Source organism: Shewanella sp. VK101 (assembly GCF_056497865.1).
Map to the genome: position 1 here is coordinate 929,807 of NZ_CM151402.1, position 18,813 is coordinate 948,619.

Below are 18,813 nucleotides of genomic sequence, written 5' to 3' on the forward strand. Positions count from 1 at the left end.
GGAAGCTGTGATGATCCGAATTGAACTCACTACCTTGATCGGCAAGCTCAATGCCGTGACCAAACTCGCCATGGAAGAGGCGGCATCACTCTGTATTGCCCGTCAGAACCCGGAAGTGACCTTTATGCACCTGCTGACTTGTCTGCTGGACAATCCGCTGGGTGATGTGCGTCTGCTGCTCAAGGCCGCCGAAGTCGATGCCGAGCAGGTAAGGCAAATTGCCGGTGAAACCCTGCCAAGGGAAGAGAGCCTGGAAACCTATCCGGCATTTTCACCGCTGCTGGTCGAGCTGCTGCAGGATGCCTGGCTGCTTTCAAGCACCGAACTTGGCCAGACGGAACTGAGATCCGGCGCCATCTTCGCCGCCGCACTGATGCAGGCCGAGCGTTACCTGCCAAGGGATCTCGCCACTCTGCTTGGCAGCATCAATCGCGAAACCCTGAGACGGGAATTCAATACCCTGACCCAGGCTTCTTCCGAATCGCAAACGGTCAAAGCCGAACGCGGCGCGCCGGTACTGAATGAGGCCCAATCGTCGCTGGCCAAATACACCAGCAACTTTACCGAGTTGGCCCGCAAAGGCGAGCTGGATCCTGTATTGTGCCGGGATGATGAGATCAACCTGATGATCGACATCTTAAGCCGCCGCCGCAAGAACAACCCGATAGTGGTTGGTGATGCCGGTGTGGGCAAGAGTGCGGTGGTGGAAGGTTTGGCGCTGCGAATTTGTGACGGCCGGGTGCCGGATGCGCTCAAGGGGGTGCAGCTGTTGTCGCTGGATCTTGGTCTGTTGCAGGCAGGCGCCGCGGTCAAGGGCGAGTTTGAAAAGCGCCTGAAGTCGATTATTGAAGAGGTCAAACAGTCGGCCGAACCCATCATACTCTTTATCGATGAAGCCCATACCATGATAGGCGCCGGTAATCAGGAAGGTGGCGGTGATGCTGCCAACCTGCTCAAACCGGCTCTGGCCCGCGGTGAGCTGCGCACCATAGGCGCCACCACCTGGAAAGAGTACAAGAAGTATTTCGAGAAAGACCCGGCGCTGAGCCGCCGTTTCCAACTGGTGAAACTCGATGAGCCCAGTGTCGAACAGGCGGTGAATATTCTCCGTGGCCTGCATGGGGTCTACGAGTCTTCCCACAATGTATTGATCCAGGACTGCGCCCTGCGCTCGGCGGCTTATCTGTCGGCGCGCTATATCTCCGGCCGTCAGTTGCCCGATAAGGCCATCGATGTGCTGGATACCGCCTGTGCCCGTATCGCCATTAACCTCAGCAGTACTCCCAAGCGTTTGGCGGCATTGGATAACTTGCGCCATCAGCGCCATATGGAAACCGAACTGCTGGAGCGCCAGAAAAAACTCGGTCATCCGGTTGATGAAGAACGCCTGAATCATCTGCACCAAGCCCAGGAAGAAGCCGACAGTGAGTATGCCGAGCTGGAATCCCTGTGGCAGCAGCAACAGGCGGGAGTCACTCAAGTAGTGGCTCTGAGACGCGCCATTCTTGATTGTGACGATGAAGCCGAGCTCGAAGGGCTGCGGCTGGAGCTGCAACAGGCTGAAGAATCACTCGAAGCCATCAGTGGCGATCAACGCCTCATTTACCCTCAGGTGGATGAAGCCCAGATAGCGGCAGTCATCTCCGACTGGACCGGCGTGCCGGTATCGCAAATGAGTGGCGATGAGCTGTACAAGATAACCCATCTGCCTGAGCTTTTGGGGCATAGCCTCAAAGGGCAGGATGTGGCCATTGCCCGCCTGCACAAGAATATGCTCACCGCCCGGGCAGACCTGCGCCGCGCCGGACGTCCCAAGGGCGCCTTCCTGTTGGTGGGACCAAGTGGCGTCGGCAAGACAGAAACTGTGGTGCAGATTGCCGAGCAGCTGTACGGCGGCAAGCAATTCCTGACCACTATCAATATGTCCGAATATCAGGAAAAGCACACTGTCTCCCGGCTGATAGGCTCGCCTCCCGGGTATGTTGGTTTCGGTGAGGGCGGTATTCTGACCGAGTCCATCCGCAAGATGCCTTACTCCATAGTGCTGCTTGATGAGGTGGAAAAGGCGCATCCGGATGTGCTGAACCTCTTTTATCAGGCGTTCGACAAGGGCGAATTGGCCGATGGCGAAGGCCGGTTGATTGACTGCCAGAATGTGCTGTTTTTCCTGACCTCCAACCTGGGCTACCAGACGATAGTGGACTACAGCGCCCAGCCAGAGCTGCTGGACGACAAGCTTTACCCTGAGCTGGCGGCCTTCTTCAAGCCTGCGCTGCTGGCACGGATGGAGATAGTGCCCTATCTGCCGCTGGGTGAAGAGGTGCTCAAGGAGATCATTCACTACAAGTTGGCGTCGCTGGAGCAGCGTTTGCTGGAGCGTTACAAGGCCAAGGTGCATTGTGACGAGGCTCTGGTAGCTGAAATCATGCGCCGCGCGACCCGCAGTGAAAACGGCGCCCGGATGCTGGAAGCCATCATAGACGGCCAGGTACTGCCGCCCTTATCGCTGTCGCTGCTCAACAAGCTGGCGGCCAAAGAGGAGGTCAGTGAGATCCATCTGGGCTGCCGTGACGGTGAGTTCTTCGGAGAGGCGCGATAGTGGTGACTGAGCAGTGGTTGGAACAGGCGGCAAAATTGCTGGAATGCCAGCAGTTTGATGGGCTGTTGCAGCAGTTTCTCGATACTTTGGCATTGGAGCTGGGGCTGGATAACCATCTGTTTCTGGCGCCGGGCTTCGATGGTCGGGAACTCAAGCCACTGTCCTGCCTTGGCCTGTGTGAAGGGATCTCATTGCAGGCGCTTTGTTTGGCGGTTACCGACTTTCGTCATCCGTTTGCCCATGTGTTGCAGACAGGCGAAGCCATGCTGCTGAACAAGGCCCGGCTCGCCTACTGGCAGGAGCACAGCGGTTTTGTCAGCCTGTGCGATCGGGTCGGCAAGGAGCAGGCACTGCTGCTTTTCCCGCTGAGCCATGAGGGTCATGTGCGGGCTATCCTCTGTCTGCGTCTGGCCGAGCAACAGGGCAGTGGTCTGCTTGTCCGTCAGGACTGGCAGCAATATGCCGCCGTGTTTATGCGCCATTGGCAGTTGCTGGATAAGCTGTTGCGGCAGAATTCAGATCAGTCTCAGCTGTCGAGCTCGCTCGATGAACTGCGTCGCCAGCAGCAACAACATGATGCCATGCAACAACTTGGCAAGAACCTGGTGGGCGACAGTCAGGCCATGAGTCAGCTCAGGCAGGAGATAGTGCGCGGCGCGGCCTCACAGTTGTCTGTGTTGGTGCAGGGTGAAACGGGGACGGGCAAAGAACTGGTGGCCCGGGCAATACACGACTTTTCCGAGCGCAGCGGCAAACCTTTTGTGGCGATCAACTGCGCCGCAATACCGGAAAACCTGCTGGAGTCCGAGCTGTTCGGTTATGCCAAGGGGGCCTTTTCCGGTGCCGACAAGGATAAGCAGGGGCTGATAGCCCAGGCGCACCAGGGCACGCTGTTTTTAGATGAAATCGGTGATATGCCTTTGAATCTGCAGTCCAAGTTACTGCGGGTACTGGAAACTGGGCACTACCGGGCACTGGGAGGCAACAAGGAAATCTACGCCGATTTTCGCTTGGTGGCCGCTACCCATGTGAACCTCAAGGAGCAGATCCACAGTGGCGAGTTCCGTCGCGATCTCTTCTACCGCTTGTGCCAGTTTCCACTGCAGGTACCGGCGCTCAGGGAGCGGCTTGAGGATATCCCCGATTTGGCGGCGCACTTTATTGCACTGTTCAATCAGAGTCAGCAGCGACAGATCCCCGGCATCCGCTTCAGCGCCCTCAATCGGCTGAAGAACCACGGCTACCCGGGCAATGTCCGCGAGCTGCGCAATATGCTGGATTATGCCTGCGCCCTCACAGCCGACGGTGTCGAGATAGATACCGCGTCTTTGCCGGCAACGGATTCGGAAATGCCCAAGCCGCAATTGCCTACCGAAGAGGGGCAGGAGTTTGAAGCCATTTCCGATCTCAGGCTGGCGGTAGCTCAGTTTGAGCGGGCGGTGATCAGCGCCAGATTGAAGGCCTGCAACGGTGACAGAGCCAAAGCAGCCGTCAGTCTGGGAATGCCGAAACGCACCTTTTCCCACAAATGCCAGAAGTTGGAGATTAACGAATAATGTCAAGGATTCAAGGCGTTATATTTTTATGCCTGTGGGGGCTGGCCGCTTCGGCTCAGGCCTCGGACGACACAGTGGCCAAGGCAGAGGCTTGTACCCAAATCCCCTCCAGACTGGAGCGACTGGCTTGTTTCGATGAGCTGTTCAACACTCCGGTGGCAACCGTGGTGCCGCAGCAAACCACTGACAGCAGCCCTTATCCCGAGGCGTTTCAGGTTGCCATGGCGTCCGAGAAAAATCGTCAGCAGGGCATGGCCTTTATTGCCGGGCATCAAGCGGATGCCGTAGAAGATCTCTGGTTGACCGCACCCGCCATAGGCGCCTTGCCACCGCGTCCGGTACTTATGCTCAGCTGCATCGACGATATCAGCCGGGTCGAGCTGATGTTGCCCACTGCGTTGGAAGATGGCTGGGCCCAGGTAGGGCTGCAGATCAACGGCGTCGAGCAGCAATCACAGCGCTGGCTCAGTGATGATACCGGCTATATCTTCCGCACCGGCCGCGGCCTGCCGGCCATTCAGGTGATGAAAGCCCTGATCCGCGGCGACGATGTGCGCCTGCGTTCGGCCAACAAGGCGATAGACGGCTTGCAGTTTGATACCCGAGAACTTGGCAGTGCGCTCAAGCCACTGCGCCAATCTTGCAGGTGGTGATAGATGGATCTGAATCAATACCTGGATAAAGTCAGCCGCCCCATCAGTGAGGCCAATCCCATAGGAGAGCGCCTCAGCGATGATGTGCTGTTTGACTATGTGGAAGGCCAGATGATGAAGGTGGGGTCGCTTTCGCATTCCGAAGTGCAATGGCATGAGGTGGAAAGTGCGGCCTTAAAGTTGCTGGAAACCAAGAGCAAGGATTTGAAACTGCTCACCTATTTGCTGCAGTGCCTGCAGCATCAGTGCAGTTTGGAGCGTTTCTCCTGCTCGCTGGCACTGCTGGAGCGTTTTATGGCCTCCTTCTGGGAGACTTGCCATCCGGCGCCGGGCCCCAGAGGCGTGTTGCCCAGGCGCAAGTTTTTCGCCCAAATAGTACAGCGAACCCTGAAAGCGGCCGAAGGGCTGGATACCGATTTTTGCGATCCCGACACCAAGTCGGTATTGCTGCAGTCTCTCAAGGCTCTGTGTGATACCGCGGCCGCCAAAGAGTTGCCTGTGGATGAACTGCAGGCCCTGGAGGCCAAGCTCAAGCGCCGTTTCAGCAGTGAGCCTGCCAACAAGCCCAAACCCGAGCAGGAATCCAGCGCCGGTGAAAGCCGCAGTAGCAGTGAAAGCAGGGATATGCCCAGGCTGGAGATAGACAACAGCAGTGACAAGGCTACCAAGCAAGCTCTGCTCAAGGTGGCAGACTTTATCGCCGAGAATCCGGCGGGCATGGCGCTTGGCCTCAGGCTCAGACGCTTTGCCATCTGGTTCAGTGTGACCTCGGCGCCGGAAAATGCCAATGCCAAGGGCGAAACCAGCCTGATGCCGATCTCTGCCGACAGAGTGGCCGAGTATCGCAGCCAGTTGGCCAAGAGTCCGGATCTGGCGCTGCTCAGACGCATAGAGCAGAGCCTTAGCCTGAGTCCTTTCTGGATTGACGGTCACTGTCTCAGTGCCCAATTGGCACAGACCTTGGGGCAGCCGGCCTGGGCTCAGGCGATTCTGGAAGAGACGGCGGCCTTTGTTGAACGTCTGCCTGCACTTTTGGATATGTCGTTCAAAGGCGGCGTGCCTTTTGTTTCCAAAGAAACCCGCAGTTGGCTCAACGGCAGCGAACAGCAGGGTTCAGGTTCGGCCGAAGGCAACAGTTACGAGCAGGAAATTTGGGAACTGGCCGCCAGTGGCGGGTTGTCGCTGGCATTTGCGGCGCTCAACGAAAAACTGCACAAGGCCACTGAGCCGAGGGACAAGTTCTATCTGCGGCTGCTGGGGGCCGACTTGAAAGACAAACACCAGTTAGGGGCTATGGCAGAGGTGGAGTACCAAGTGCTGCTTGGCCAGGCCACGGACACCAGTCTGGCGGATTGGGAGCCGGGTCTGATGTCTCGTTTACAACAAAAAGTCAATCTGAGTTAGGTACAGGGAAATGTATATGTGGTCGATGATCAAATCCTTTTTGAGGAAACTGCTGCCGGAACTGAAGTCGGCGCTGCCCATTTTGCTGGTGGCTATTTTCGTTCTGGTCAATGTGGCGATTTGGTGGGCGGGCCCCTGGCTGGAGCTGGACGGTGAGAAACCGTTGGCATCGACAACGGCCCGAATTATAGCCAGCACCATCTTCTCCCTGTCCTGCTTTACTATTTGGGGCTGGGTGCAGTGGCGTCGTCTGCTGCGTATCGGCGCCTTGAAGGTCAGGGAGCAGCAGCTCAAGGAAGACCCGGTCAAGATCCTGGTGGAACGCCAGGAGCAGGAACTCAACGAGGTGATGGTGGGCATGAAAGAAAGCCTCAACACAGGTAACTACCTGTACGCCTTGCCTTGGTTCTTGGTGCTTGGGGTGGAAAACGCCGGTAAGACCAGCCTGATTAACCGCTCCGGGCAGAAGTTTGTTTTCTCTTCCGTTATGCGCGCCTCGGGCAAGAAGTCTGAAAACCCTTTCTCTTTTGACTGGTGGATAGGTGACGATGCCGTACTGATTGACCCGGACGGTGAGCTGTTGACCCAGAAGCCTTCGGTAACCAGCCCGGATGGCGAGACAGAACGCCGCCTGTGGTTGCACTTTGTCGAGTGGCTGGAGCGCACCCGCAGTCGCCGCCCCCTGAACGGCGTGGTGTTGGCGCTGGATATGGCCAGCCTGGTCAGCGATCCTGTGGCCGAACGCAAGGCCTACGCCCACTTGTTGCGTGCAAGATTGCGCGAGCTGATGGAAACCCTGTCAACTCGTCTGCCCGTGTATATCACCCTGACCAAACTGGATCTACTGCTGGGATTTGAGCCCTTCTTCCGCCATTTCACCCAGGCGCAGCGAGATGAGATCCTCGGTTTCACCTTCTCCCTGAATTCGGTCAACGATCTCGACAGCTGGCTCAATGAGTTTGATCAGGATTGGCAAGACTTTATTCAGCGCATCAATGCCGGCCTGCCAAGGGCGCTGCTGCAGTGCCGCGACAAGGAAGAACGCTCGGCCATCTACAGCTTCTCACGTCAGATTGCCGGTGCCCACAAGGTGCTGCGTGAGTTTTTTGTCGATGCGTTGGCAAGCGATCAGTTCTCGACCTCGGCACTGGTGCGCGGGGTTTATATGACCTCTGTTTACCAGCAAGGGGTGCCGACAGATGCCTATGTGGATGGCGCTTCCCGCCGTTATGGCCTGAGTGAGTCGGTCAACAGTGCCCAGCGCAGTGAAAACTCTACTCCCTATTTCACCCGTTCGCTTTTTACCCGCATCATATATCCGGAAGCGGGTCTGGCTTCGGACAACTTCAAGGTGGCCAAGCAAAAACGCCGCATCATGGCGCTGTCCTTTGTGGCCTGCTCCATCGCCTCTGTGCTCTTGATTGGCAGCTGGCACAGATACTACCTGCTCAACAGCGCTCAGGCCGATGCCGTGCTGAGTAAGGTGAATGAATACAACGAGCTTATCGATAACACCAACTTTGATCCGCTGGCCCGCAACGTGATCCCGCCACTGAACACCATTCGGGCGGCTACCCTGGAGTTTGGTTTCTTCCGTGACAAGCCGAGGTTAATCTCAGATCTCGGCCTCTACCAGGGGCACACCATAGGACCCAAGGTAGAAGAGACCTATCTGAACCTGCTGTCCTATCGTTATCTGCCGATACTGCTCCGGCAAGTGGCGCGGGATCTGGCCGATGCGCCAGAAGGCAGTGATGAAAAGCTGGCGGTATTGCGGGTATTCAGAATGCTGGCCGATAAGAGTGGCCGCCGCGACAGCTTTGTTCGCGAATACTTTGCCGATGTTTGGCAGAAGGCCTATGAAGGCAATCGTGAACTGCAGACCCAACTGATGGAGCATCTGGATTACGCCTTGTTGCACACAGACTTGCAGCATGCACGGCTGGAGTCCAATCCGGACGCCGAGACTGTGCTCAAGCCATTCGATACCATGGTGGCCCAGGCCCAGAATGAGCTGAGTCTGCTGCCGATAGAACAGCGGGTATACAGATACCTCAAGTCCTCTTCCGTATCTCAGTTGGGGGCACCGCTGGATCTGCGTTTGACCGTTGGCCCGGCCAATGAATTGGTGTTTGACTCCCAGATAGCTGCGCAGGATCCTGAGATCTTCAAGATCCCGAAAATACTCACCAAACAAGGTTTTGAGCGCTTCTTTATCCCGAGATCTGATTCAGTTGCCGAGCTGGCGTTGATTGACAGCTGGGTACTCGGCCAGGCTCACAGCACAGACTTCAGCGATGCCGACAAGACGGCGCTGCGCAACAAGATAGTGGCCCAATATCTGGCCGACTATAACGCCAGCTGGCGCCGGGCGCTGAATGGTTTTGAACTGAAGAATTTCGAAGACATCAACCAGGCGGTGTTGGTACTGGATAATGTGGCCATGAGCAACAAGCCGCTGTCGCGCCTGCTGGAAACGCTGGGCAGCAATACCCAGCTGTTCCCGGATATGCCGGATGATGATCAGGCCCGTCAGGCGCTGCTCAAGTCGCCTCAGTATCGTATCGCCTCGACTATAGACGGTGACTTTGTCGAATTGAACCAGATGCTCAAGTCCCAGGACGGTAAGCCGGCTTATCTGGATGAAGTGATGGAAGCCGTGGTGCGCTTGCACGCTTATCTGCGCGGGATCCAAAACTCCCCGGATGTGGGCAAGGCGGCACTGAAGGCGGCTCAGGAAAGGCTCAAGCTTAACGACGCCGACCCTGTTTACGCGCTGGAACGTATTTCCGATGGCCTGCCCAAGCCGCTGGACTCTATGGTGTCCAAGTTGGCCAAGGAGAGCTGGAAGGTTGTACTGCAGAGTGCTATCAAGCATCTTGAGGTGCGTTGGTACAACGAAGTGTATATGGAGTTCCAGCAGAATCTGGCATCCCGTTATCCCTTCAATCCCAAGGCCACTAAACAGGTGTCGATTGCCGATTTTGAACGTTTCTTCGGCCCGCACGGCACGTTGAATACCTTCTATGATCAGCAGATGCGGATGTTCCTGGAAGAAAACATGGATCAGCTCAACCAGTTGGCAGGCAGTGAAACCGGCCTGATCCGTAAAGAGGTCTTGCAGGCGATAGAGCAGGCAAAACAGATCCAGACCGCCTTCTTCAACCTCAAGGGCAACCTGGACGTACAGTTCACCCTGGAGCCACTGCAGATGAGCCCCAACAAGCGTCGTAGTGTCATCAACGTCGATGGCCAGTACGTGGAATACACCCATGGTCCACGTCGCGCCATCGAATTGGTATGGCCCAACACCTTGCGGGAAACGGCCGAGAGTAAGCTGACTTTGGTGCCAAGCGAAGTGAATATGTCACCGCGTTCCTTGAGCTACGAAGGCCCATGGGCATTCTTCAGGTTGCTCGACAGCGCCAGGATCACCGGCTCCAGCTCGACCAGTGTGGATTACCAGTTCAATGTGGATAAGGGCGATATCTCCTATCGGATCCACACGGCAGACAACAGTAATCCCTTTACCTCAAATCTGCTCAGCAACTATCAGTTGCCTAAAACACTCTACTGAGCCGCCGGGCTTCCACAGCTTGGAAGCCCAATTCCCCTGTGGGACTCAACTTAATGGAATTTGAGGTGTACCAAGTTGATACAGCAAACAACAGTGAATGCCGGATGGTTCAGAATGACCGCAGCACCGGCTCAGCTTCGGGAAGATAACCGCTATCAGCAGATGCGTAGTGAGATCAACCGGCGCCAATCTCCCTTCAGTGGTGGGACGGATTGGGAAAAGGTCTATGATCTTGCTGCCACTCTGGCGATGACAGATGGGGTGGATCTACTGGCGGCCAGCTACTTTTCGGTAGCTGCGGCCAAGACCCGCGGCATTGCCGGTTTGGCATCCGGGCTGGAGTTACTGTTAACCGTGTTGGCGCACTCGAAAGAGATGGGCACTATCAGCCCGGAAAAGTGCGCCGAAATACTGAACTGGGCCATAGGCAAGTTATTGCCGGAGCTCAAGGATATGCAAGCTACTGAAGGCAATATCCGTGAGTGGTATCGGTGTGAATATGCCTGTCAGCAGCTGTTTGAGCTGATGCAGGCGCGTCAACCCAAGCAGATGCCAAACCTGGATGCGCTCGGCTTTCAAATCTTCGACAAGATTGATGGCGTTAAACAACCGGCCAAGCGACCCGCTGTTGCCACAAGTGCTCAGCAGCAGGCTAATTCCAAGGGGCTGAGTTGGCCGCTGGGGTTAATCCTCTTGTTGTTGGCATTGACGGCGGGACACTTTGCCGAACCTTTGGGACTGGCTATAGGGCAGAAGTTCTGGCCGGAGCGATTTGCGCCCAAGCCACCCGAGCAGGTGACCCAGTTGCCGACTGAAACGGCATTGCCTCTGTGGCAGAAGATAGATCAGCTATTTGCCGCTGCACCTTTGGCCAACGATGAACCTTATGTTTATCCCGAGCAGGTAGATTATCTGTTGGAGCTGGACAAGTATTTCCAGCGTTTTGCCGCCAGTCGCACCCGAGCGGCCAACTTAAGCAAAGAGTTACAGCAATGGCAGGGGCTTGATGCCAACAAACTCAGTGCGCTGCAGCGTCAGTCACGGGATATGGCCGAGTATGCCAGCAGCCTGTCCCCCGTGTTGGCCAGAGCCTATTTCATCGATGAGCTGCTTAAGCAACAGCAAAATGAGCGGGCAGCTCAGGAGCTGACGTTACTGGACAGGCAACTGAAATCCCTGCTGATCAAGCGCACTTTGTTGGCCCAGAGTTTGGGGCTCACTCAGGCTTCTGGCGTTACAAATGACCCGGCAGCCAAAACCGCCCCAGACTTGAATAAAGCGCCAATGGCGGCGGGTTCAGATAGAGCTAATGTCCAAGATGCGGCCGCTGTTCAAGATGTTGTTATGTAATACAAGAATTCCCCCGTTTGGCCGCCTTTGTGTCCGCTCTTGAACTCTGGCCTTTGGCGGCTTTCGGGCAACTCTTTCGGGCAAGAATTTGCCCGGCGAGCAAAAAATTGCCCGGGTTCGGGCAAGAAATTGCCCGGTGAGTGGGGGTGGGTTTGGATGTCGTTGTAAAACAGTGGCTTACGATTTGGCATGCTTCTGGCATTGGGTGATGAGGTTTTATCACTCATTCAACAGTAAAAGGAATTAACCATGCCGACACCATGTTATATCTCCATCGAAGGTCAAACCCAGGGCAACATCACGGCAGGCGCGTTTACGGCCGAGTCAGTGGGCGACATCTTTGTGGAAGGTCATGAAGACGAGATGCTGGTTCAGGAATTCAACCATGTGGTGACAGTGCCGACCGACCCACAGTCAGGTATGCCTTCGGGTCAACGGGTGCACAAGCCGTTCAAGTTCACCGTGGCGCTGAACAAGGCGGTGCCTTTGATGTACAACTCGCTGTCATCCGGTGAGAAGCTGAACAAGGTTGAGCTGAAGTGGTACCGCACCTCTATCGAGGGCAAGCAGGAGCACTTCTTCACCACCAAGCTTGAAGGTGCGACGATAGTGGACATCAACTGCCACATGCCACACTGCCAGGACCCGAACAAGGCGGATTTCACTCAATTGGTTGAGGTGTCAATGGCCTATCGCAAGATAGACTGGGACCACGTGAGTGCCGGTACTTCAGGTGCGGATGACTGGCGCAAGCCCATCGAAGCCTGATAGTGTGTGTCAGCCACCGCCTTGCGGTGGCTGTTTGCCATTGGGGTGTTTTCTGGCGAGGACGTCAACTGACAGTGTAAACGGTTGATTGAGAGCCAGAGAGCAGGCCAATGGCTTTTGGTGCAATTCGGCTAAACGGACATTCAACAGACATTCGAGTCAATCGCATTTAAACCAAGAGCAAAACGGCACTCGGCGAGCGGAGCTCAACGCCTTCCCCTAAAGCAGGGATAGAAGCCGGGGCTCAGACAGCAAGAGCTCAGACAGCAAGAGCTCAGACAGCAAGAGCTCAGACAGCAAGAGTACCGCGAAAGGACAGGGACAATAAGGACAGCGAAGATGAGTCATCAAGGGAGCGGCATGCGTTTTGGATTCAAGGCGGGCAGTTTGGCAGAGGATAGCCTGTCGGTGCTGTCGTTCAAGCTGAAAGAATCGCTGTCGAGTCCTTATGTGGTAGAGCTTGAGTTGCTGAGTCGCCGGGACGATATCAAGGCGAGCGATTTGGTGGACCAGAGCGGGGTACTGAGTTGGTGGCAGGACGGCGAATGCCAGCGAGAATTGCACGGCATAGTAAGCCGCTTTGGCCGCGGCGACAGCGGCCATAGACAGACCCGCTACCGGCTGAGACTGGAGCCGGCCCTGAGCCGCCTGCAACTGCGGCGCAACAGCCGCATCTTCCAGGAAAAGAGCCTGACCGACATCATCGCGGTGCTGTTCGGCGAAATGGGCATTACCGACTACGCCTTTCGCTGTGACCCGCGCCATGAAAGCCGCAAACGGGAATACTGCGTGCAGTATGGCGAGAGCGACTTTGACTTCTTCGAGCGCCTGACCCGCGAAGCGGGGCTGTTCTACTACTTCGAGCACAGCAGCGACAAACACACCCTGGTGCTGTGCGATGCACTGGACAAACTGAGCCTGAGCCCCCACAGCTACCCCTACAACGCCCTGGCGGGAGGACGCGCCGAGCAGGCGAGTGTCCGCAGCGCCGAATACCGCCACCGCCGGGCCGAGAGCGGGGCCACCCTCAAGGACTACAGCTTCCGCAAACCGGCCTACAGCTTCCTGCAACCGAGCACAGAGGATGCAGACTGGCAACAGAGCGGCTATGAACACTTCGACTACCCGGGGCGCTACAAGGACGATACCGACGGCAAACTGTTCAGCAAGGTGCGCCTGGCGGGACTGAGACGGGAGAGCGAACAGCTGCTGCTCAAGAGTGACCAACTGCAGGCGTTGAGCGGGCAGAAGTTTGCCCTGAGTGAACACCCGGATGCGAGCCTTAATCGCGAATGGGTGATAGTGGGGGGCAGCCACACAGGCGAGCAGGGCAATGCGGCGGAAGAGGACAACAACAGCCGCGGCACGACCTACAGTAACGAGATAGTGGCAGTACCCTCCTCCACACAATGGCAGGCGGAGCCGAAGGCCAAACCACAGATGGCAGGGCCGCAGATAGCGACTGTGGTGGGGCCGAAGGATGAAGAGATATTTTGTGACGAATACGGCCGGGTGAAGGTGCAATTCCCCTGGGACAGATATGCCAAGGGTGACGAGCACGGCAGTTGCTGGATACGGGTCAGCCAGGGCTGGGCCGGTGGTCAGTATGGCTTTATGGCACTGCCGCGGATAGGGCATGAAGTGATAGTGTCATTTCTGGACGGCGACCCGGACCAACCCATCATCACCGGCCGGGCCTTCCATGCAGTGAACCAGGTGCCTTACGCGCTGCCGGCCCACAAGACCCGCACCGTGCTGAAGACCCAGAGCCACAAGGGCGAGGGCAGCAATGAGCTGAGGTTTGAGGATGAAGCGGGGGAAGAGGAGATTTACCTGCACGCGCAGAAAGACCTGAACCTACTGACCGAGAATGACAGGCACGAGCATATCAAGCACGACAGCCACCTGGATGTGGACAATGAAAGGCGCAGCCGCATCGGCGGCAACGACCACCTGACGGTATTGGGCGAGTCCCGTCAGCAGGTAACAGGCGACAAGAGCCTGATAGTGGATGGCAGCTATCAGCAGAAAGTCGCCGCCAAAGAAGCGCTCGAAGTGGGCAGTGAAGTTCATCTCAAGTCATTGGGGAAAATTGTGCTCGATGCCGGCGCCGAGATCAGCATCAGTGCCGGTGGCAGCTTCGTCAAGGTCGATCCGGCCGGGGTGCACCTGGGCGGCGCGGCAGTTAATCTCAACTCGGGCGGCAGTCCAGGCTCAGGCAGCGGCTTTGCCGGCAAGGCACCGGAACTTCCGGGTGAAGTGGCCGCTGCCGAGTTGCCCCAAGGCGAAAAAGTGATTTTGCCCAATCCATCCCAGCAGAGTGGCACTCTGCTGCTGGCTGCCAGTACGGCTAAAGGTGTGTGCGAAATTTGTGAGCAGCCGGAGGAAGAAGATGCCCCTACCTGATCTCGCTGGACTCAAGGGGCAGCTGTATCTGCTTTGGGATGCCTGTTTGCACCGAAACCTGGCGCAGACCCTGTATCAGTTGGATAACCGCGTCTTTATGCTACCCCTGTATCAAGGGACTCAGTTCGAGTCTCTCGGCGATATTCAACCCTTGCTGCTGCAATGTCCAGCCGACAGTCAGTTGTTGGATTGGTTGGAGCAACAGCTTTGCTACCGGGACAGTGTCTGGCTATTTGAGTCAACCTCCTCCAGTGCTGAATTGTTGCACTATTTTCAGCAATTACCTTTGCAGCAACACCCGCTGGGCCACCAGGTATTATTTCGCTATCAGGATCCCAGAGTGCTGGCGGGCTTTATGGCGGCGCAACTGCCGCTGGAAGCACTGTTCCCGGCGGGCATATTCGGCCGGCTTTGGGTGTATGACACTATTGCCGAACACTGGCACTGCCGAGTGCCTCAGTCGGCTCAGTCCAGTGAGGCAACTCAGCGCTTTCAGTTGACCGATGACCACCTCAAGGTGATGCAGCAGGTCTGCTGGCAGCAATTTGGTCTTAGGCTGCAGCAGCATTTGAGGCACTTCTTTGCCGATGAGTTCGGTTCGGTTTCCCTGGCGGGAACCTTGGCTATTGCCGAGCGCGCCGCCGCGCAAGGGTGGGAATCGGAGCGAGATATTTTTCTTTACGGCAATATTTTGGGTTATCTCGGTGCCGACTTTGAAAAGAATCTTATCGGCAATCAGGCAAGCAGTGCTTCCGGGGCTTTGCTTGATCAGCACCTGGCTAGCCGTGAACCCGCCTCTCAATCAGAGTACGTCGGCATTATTAACCTGATGCAAACCCGGGGAAGTGACAGATCTGCGGCTTTGGCACAAGCCGCAGATTTGGCCAAGCAGTTAAATCAACAAAGAGCCAATGCGTTACAAGGAGTTACCCATGTCGGCCGATAGACAACAACAGGATGCCAACGATAAGGCCACTCAAGAGTCGGATACTAAAGCCGGTTCTTTACTGGCAACTTGCCCACTCAAGGCGCAAACCGTCAAAATCGTACCTGTGCGTTATGCCTTGGATGAATTCCAGTTGGTGCCGGAGCCTTGCCCCAAGCACAACTTGCCTTCAGAAGGTAACTTCCCCGGTGGCTACTTCAGCAAACAACTCAAATGTAATAGCTACACCCTGCGTCAGCTTACCGACGGCTGGCTTTATGTCTGGAACCAAACCGAAAAGACCCTGCACGAATATGAAGTCAAGGGACCTCAGCTGATCCGTTACCAGTTTGGCGACAACGAGGCCGACAAACCGCTCAGCGAGCGCGGTACAGCGCTGGAGCCTAAAGTCTATCTGGAATATAACCGCGGCTCTGAGCTGTATTTGATGTTCAGCCAGCTAAGGTGCTCCTGGCCCATGTTGGAGCATTATCGCAGTAATGGCGAAGCCCAGCGTCGTTGGGGACGCAAGCTGTCATTGCCTGGATTTTGCCGCACTATGGCAGAGCCCCATACTGCCCCAATCAAGGTGTTGAGCCAGGTTGCCGATATTGCCGGCGAGGCCAAGTTCCCTCTGGCGGTTCCTTCCCTGCAAGACAGAGGGGAGGGAGATGAAACGCTCAGCGGTAAGCCGGTTCAGCCCCTGACTACCTACCTAGGCCCTATAAGCGATAAAGACTCGGCCCTGATGGTCGCACTGGATGATATTTGGTCGGATATCTGTGATATCGCCTCTCAAACCTTTTATCTATCCGGACAGATGCATGAGTTTAATGAGGATGAAATGTATCGCCGGATGAATGCCAAAGCGGTAGTTCAGATTTGTGGCGGTCTTGATATGCTCGGTGAGGATGGATGGCTACACAATGATAAGTTGCCGCCAAAAGTCAGAGGGAATGAACTGGCAATCAACCGTTATCTGGATAAACTGACTGATTATCGGGAAGCCGTAAACAGATATGAAGATCAGCTTAGGATCTATGCCGCTCAAGGAGCAAAAGGCATTGTATCACCTGATGAGTTCTTGAAGCTTGAACAAGAACTTGCTGCCGAATATGGCTCGGCCTGGAATCTGGATTTGCCTCGTTGGGAGGCTGAAAGAGATAGGCGTAAATATGCCAATATGCAGAAAGCGGAAAGTTTTCTGACAAAACACTTGCAGCATGATAGCGCATTAATGGAAGAGATTGGGCCTAGGGTGGATGAGTTGTTTGATTGCCACTTTCATATCCAGGCCGATGCCAGAGTATTAGGAGCAGATTGTCATCATCCCAGCCATCAAGAGGGCTTAACAACTTGGATGAGCGACAGTCTACAGTTGCTGGTGATGTTTCTTGATGATGCAAAAAGAGACATTCTTGCCAGTGCGTTTTCGAGTGCTTCCAAGCCCCAGGCGTTGATTGCCCTGACCACGAGCGGTTTTGACCCCTTATTGCACCAAGAGCTCAACGGACACCTGCAAAAACCGGCGGCTTTGTTGTCGGCAACCGGAGTTTCAGTAAGTAACAACGCAGTATTAAGGATGAACGAGGTTAAAGCGGCATTTAATGAGTTGCCGTTGATAGAGCACAAATGGGCTACCGATTTGCATCAAGATGTCCACAAGACGTTGGATGCAATGCGACAAGCCTTTGCCGATAAAACCTCCCAAGGCTGGTCGCATGTACTGGAAGCCATTTTCCCTCTGTTTCGGGGGGAAAAGGGGATCTCTACCCATTCAACCGGCTTAATGTTGCAGTCACTGCTGATTAACTCTTTTGTTGAAGATATTCCTCTGAAAACTGAAGAGCTTTCTGACTATGAAAAAGCTTTTCAGGCTTATCAGGAAAAGCTTTCTGTTTTGGAAGGAAAAGTAGGGGGCCTGAAAAAACAAGAAAGCAATCTGAAAAAAGCAATTGGCAATGCTGATAAAAAGACTAAGGACGCCAAAAGGAAACAAAAGAAAAATAAGAAAACTTATAAGCAGGGACGAAAGAAGGCAGTCAGAAGAGCTGCAGACAAAGGTAAAGAATTTAGAAACAAACTGCAAAAAGTAACCGGTGAAATCTCCGAGGCAGAAGAAGCATTTCAACTGCTTGTAAAAGATAAGCCCTATTGGGCTGCTGCCAAGCAACAGGCGGTGACGCTGGAAAGCCGACGCCAACTCTCTGAAGGGATAAAAGGCTATCTGGATAAAGGCAAAAAGCTGGCAAGCCACATTACCTTGGGCAGAACGGCTATTTTGCTTGGATATCTCAACTTGTTATATACACCTATGCCAGATAGTTACTCCAAAGAGGCCTTTAGTCCTGAGAGTTCTGATGCCGAAAGTAAAAAGCTTCACACACTGATTTACAATACAGGTTACCTTGTCGCCTTTGGAATCGCGGCTATTTGGTATGATCCTCTGCTGACCAAGATCAAGCAAACAGTGACGGCATCAGGAGAGAAAAACATCTATAAAGTGACATATGAATTTAATCGACGGGTTACTCCATTATTTAAACTCTCTTTTAAGCAGGCTGCTGATGTTCATGGCGTTGAATTTGCCAAGGTATTGAAAAGCTTTCGTATGGCATCCATTACTTTAGGGATTGCTGCAGGGGTGGCATCACTGTATGAAGGAGCGCAAATAGGCCAAGAGCTGGGGTTATGGGGCGGCCATGCTGCAGATCTGAATTCTATTGAAAAATTTCTGAAATGGACTCAAGGTATCACCATACTGGCGAATTTAGGAGGGGCTGCTTACTATTTAGCTGTAGGTGCAACAGTTGCTGCTGGCAGTGCATTTTTTGTCCCTGTTGTGGCGGTTGCCGGTTTGGTCTACTTGACTGCTTCAATCGCACTCATTTTTATGTCGAGGGATGATATCGATAAATGGTTGGATCACAGTGATTTTGGTACCTCGCCACTGTGGCAAAATGCCCCCCAAGAGGCATTCCAACATCTGCAAGATATTTTACTAAAGCCCGCCGTTTATATGCAGCCCTCGTGCTCATCGAAACTGGCCGCTATCCTGGCAAAATCCAGTGTTCCAGGCGTGCTGTTGAATAGCGAAACGGTATCCGGCTGTTGGCTGCTGTTCAACCTGCCAACAGCAGGGACTCACATTGAATTGGCGGAAGTCTATCATGAATATACTCTATGGGGAGCGACTCAAATTACCGACTCTGATTGGGAGGGGATGGAAGCAATAGCCGTTACCCCAGAGGCAGTCCAAACTCTCATTGAAAATGGTTTTCCTGAGGCCTGGGATGAGATAGATGATAGCTATATTGCAGAAAACAATAGTCAATATTGGTTGATGTATGTACCTTTAACTCCGGCCGAATTCTTTGAAAGTCCATTAAAGTCGCAGTCAGAGCTATGGTTGAATATTAGCCGCCCAAGGCAACGTAACATAGATAAAATCTGGCACTACAAGTTGCAACCCAAAAGTTTAAGCCAAGTTTTTGGTGTTTGGGGTAAGCTACAGGAGGAAGAAGCAATGTTTACTTTCCCTGAACCAAATGAAGTTACAGGTATTGTTTTTTAGG

The 18,813-nt window shown here is 54.7% G+C and carries 10 protein-coding genes; all 10 read left to right on the plus strand.

Features of this window, described 5'->3' with window-relative positions; genetic code table 11:
* The first annotated feature begins 10 nt into the window (after positions 1-10).
* The 10 genes from tssH (at position 11) to ACSHSR_RS04215 (ending at position 18,812) form a co-directional block, all read left to right on the plus strand.
* On the plus strand, positions 11-2,599 hold the full coding sequence (tssH, locus tag ACSHSR_RS04170; protein ID WP_479631287.1) for a type VI secretion system ATPase TssH: 2,589 nt from the start codon (positions 11-13) through the stop codon (positions 2,597-2,599).
* Positions 2,599-4,155 carry a sigma-54 interaction domain-containing protein gene (locus ACSHSR_RS04175; RefSeq protein ID WP_025889988.1) on the plus strand — a complete coding sequence of 519 codons (1,557 nt, stop codon included), beginning with the start codon at positions 2,599-2,601 and terminating at the stop codon, positions 4,153-4,155. Before tssH ends, ACSHSR_RS04175 begins: the two co-directional genes overlap by 1 nt.
* Complete coding sequence (gene vasI / locus ACSHSR_RS04180; RefSeq protein ID WP_025012072.1) at positions 4,155-4,808, plus strand: type VI secretion system-associated protein VasI; 654 nt, start codon at positions 4,155-4,157, stop codon at positions 4,806-4,808. Before ACSHSR_RS04175 ends, vasI begins: the two co-directional genes overlap by 1 nt.
* 3 nt (positions 4,809-4,811) lie before the next feature.
* On the plus strand, positions 4,812-6,212 hold the full coding sequence (tssA, locus tag ACSHSR_RS04185) for a type VI secretion system protein TssA (RefSeq protein WP_044733764.1): 1,401 nt from the start codon (positions 4,812-4,814) through the stop codon (positions 6,210-6,212).
* 16 nt (positions 6,213-6,228) lie between these two features.
* Complete coding sequence (gene tssM / locus ACSHSR_RS04190; protein ID WP_479631288.1) at positions 6,229-9,789, plus strand: type VI secretion system membrane subunit TssM; 3,561 nt, start codon at positions 6,229-6,231, stop codon at positions 9,787-9,789.
* Between the two features lie 114 nt (positions 9,790-9,903).
* Positions 9,904-11,139, plus strand: a complete 1,236-nt coding sequence (locus tag ACSHSR_RS04195; protein ID WP_101058190.1) for a type VI secretion system ImpA family N-terminal domain-containing protein — start codon at positions 9,904-9,906, stop codon at positions 11,137-11,139.
* 249 nt (positions 11,140-11,388) lie between these two features.
* Entirely contained in the window at positions 11,389-11,907 is a 519-nt protein-coding gene (locus tag ACSHSR_RS04200) for an Hcp family type VI secretion system effector (protein WP_025890191.1), read from the plus strand.
* Between the two features lie 339 nt (positions 11,908-12,246).
* Positions 12,247-14,313 (plus strand): type VI secretion system Vgr family protein, encoded by a 2,067-nt coding sequence (locus ACSHSR_RS04205; RefSeq protein WP_479631289.1) that lies wholly within the window; start codon positions 12,247-12,249, stop codon positions 14,311-14,313.
* Positions 14,300-15,259 (plus strand): DUF4123 domain-containing protein, encoded by a 960-nt coding sequence (locus tag ACSHSR_RS04210; protein WP_107353621.1) that lies wholly within the window; start codon positions 14,300-14,302, stop codon positions 15,257-15,259. The genes ACSHSR_RS04205 and ACSHSR_RS04210 overlap by 14 nt, the downstream gene beginning before the upstream one ends.
* On the plus strand, positions 15,246-18,812 hold the full coding sequence (locus tag ACSHSR_RS04215) for a toxin VasX (RefSeq protein WP_479631290.1): 3,567 nt from the start codon (positions 15,246-15,248) through the stop codon (positions 18,810-18,812). The genes ACSHSR_RS04210 and ACSHSR_RS04215 overlap by 14 nt, the downstream gene beginning before the upstream one ends.
* Position 18,813 lies beyond the last annotated feature (1 nt).

Coding starts and splice junctions, on each gene's coding strand:
- ACSHSR_RS04215 (WP_479631290.1), top strand. CDS start 15,246: ATGTCGGCCGATAGACAACAACAGGATGCCAACGATAAGGCCACTCAA.
- ACSHSR_RS04205 (WP_479631289.1), top strand. CDS start 12,247: ATGAGTCATCAAGGGAGCGGCATGCGTTTTGGATTCAAGGCGGGCAGT.
- ACSHSR_RS04195 (WP_101058190.1), top strand. CDS start 9,904: ATGACCGCAGCACCGGCTCAGCTTCGGGAAGATAACCGCTATCAGCAG.
- tssH (WP_479631287.1), top strand. CDS start 11: ATGATCCGAATTGAACTCACTACCTTGATCGGCAAGCTCAATGCCGTG.
- tssM (WP_479631288.1), top strand. CDS start 6,229: ATGTGGTCGATGATCAAATCCTTTTTGAGGAAACTGCTGCCGGAACTG.
- ACSHSR_RS04200 (WP_025890191.1), top strand. CDS start 11,389: ATGCCGACACCATGTTATATCTCCATCGAAGGTCAAACCCAGGGCAAC.
- vasI (WP_025012072.1), top strand. CDS start 4,155: ATGTCAAGGATTCAAGGCGTTATATTTTTATGCCTGTGGGGGCTGGCC.
- ACSHSR_RS04210 (WP_107353621.1), top strand. CDS start 14,300: ATGCCCCTACCTGATCTCGCTGGACTCAAGGGGCAGCTGTATCTGCTT.
- tssA (WP_044733764.1), top strand. CDS start 4,812: ATGGATCTGAATCAATACCTGGATAAAGTCAGCCGCCCCATCAGTGAG.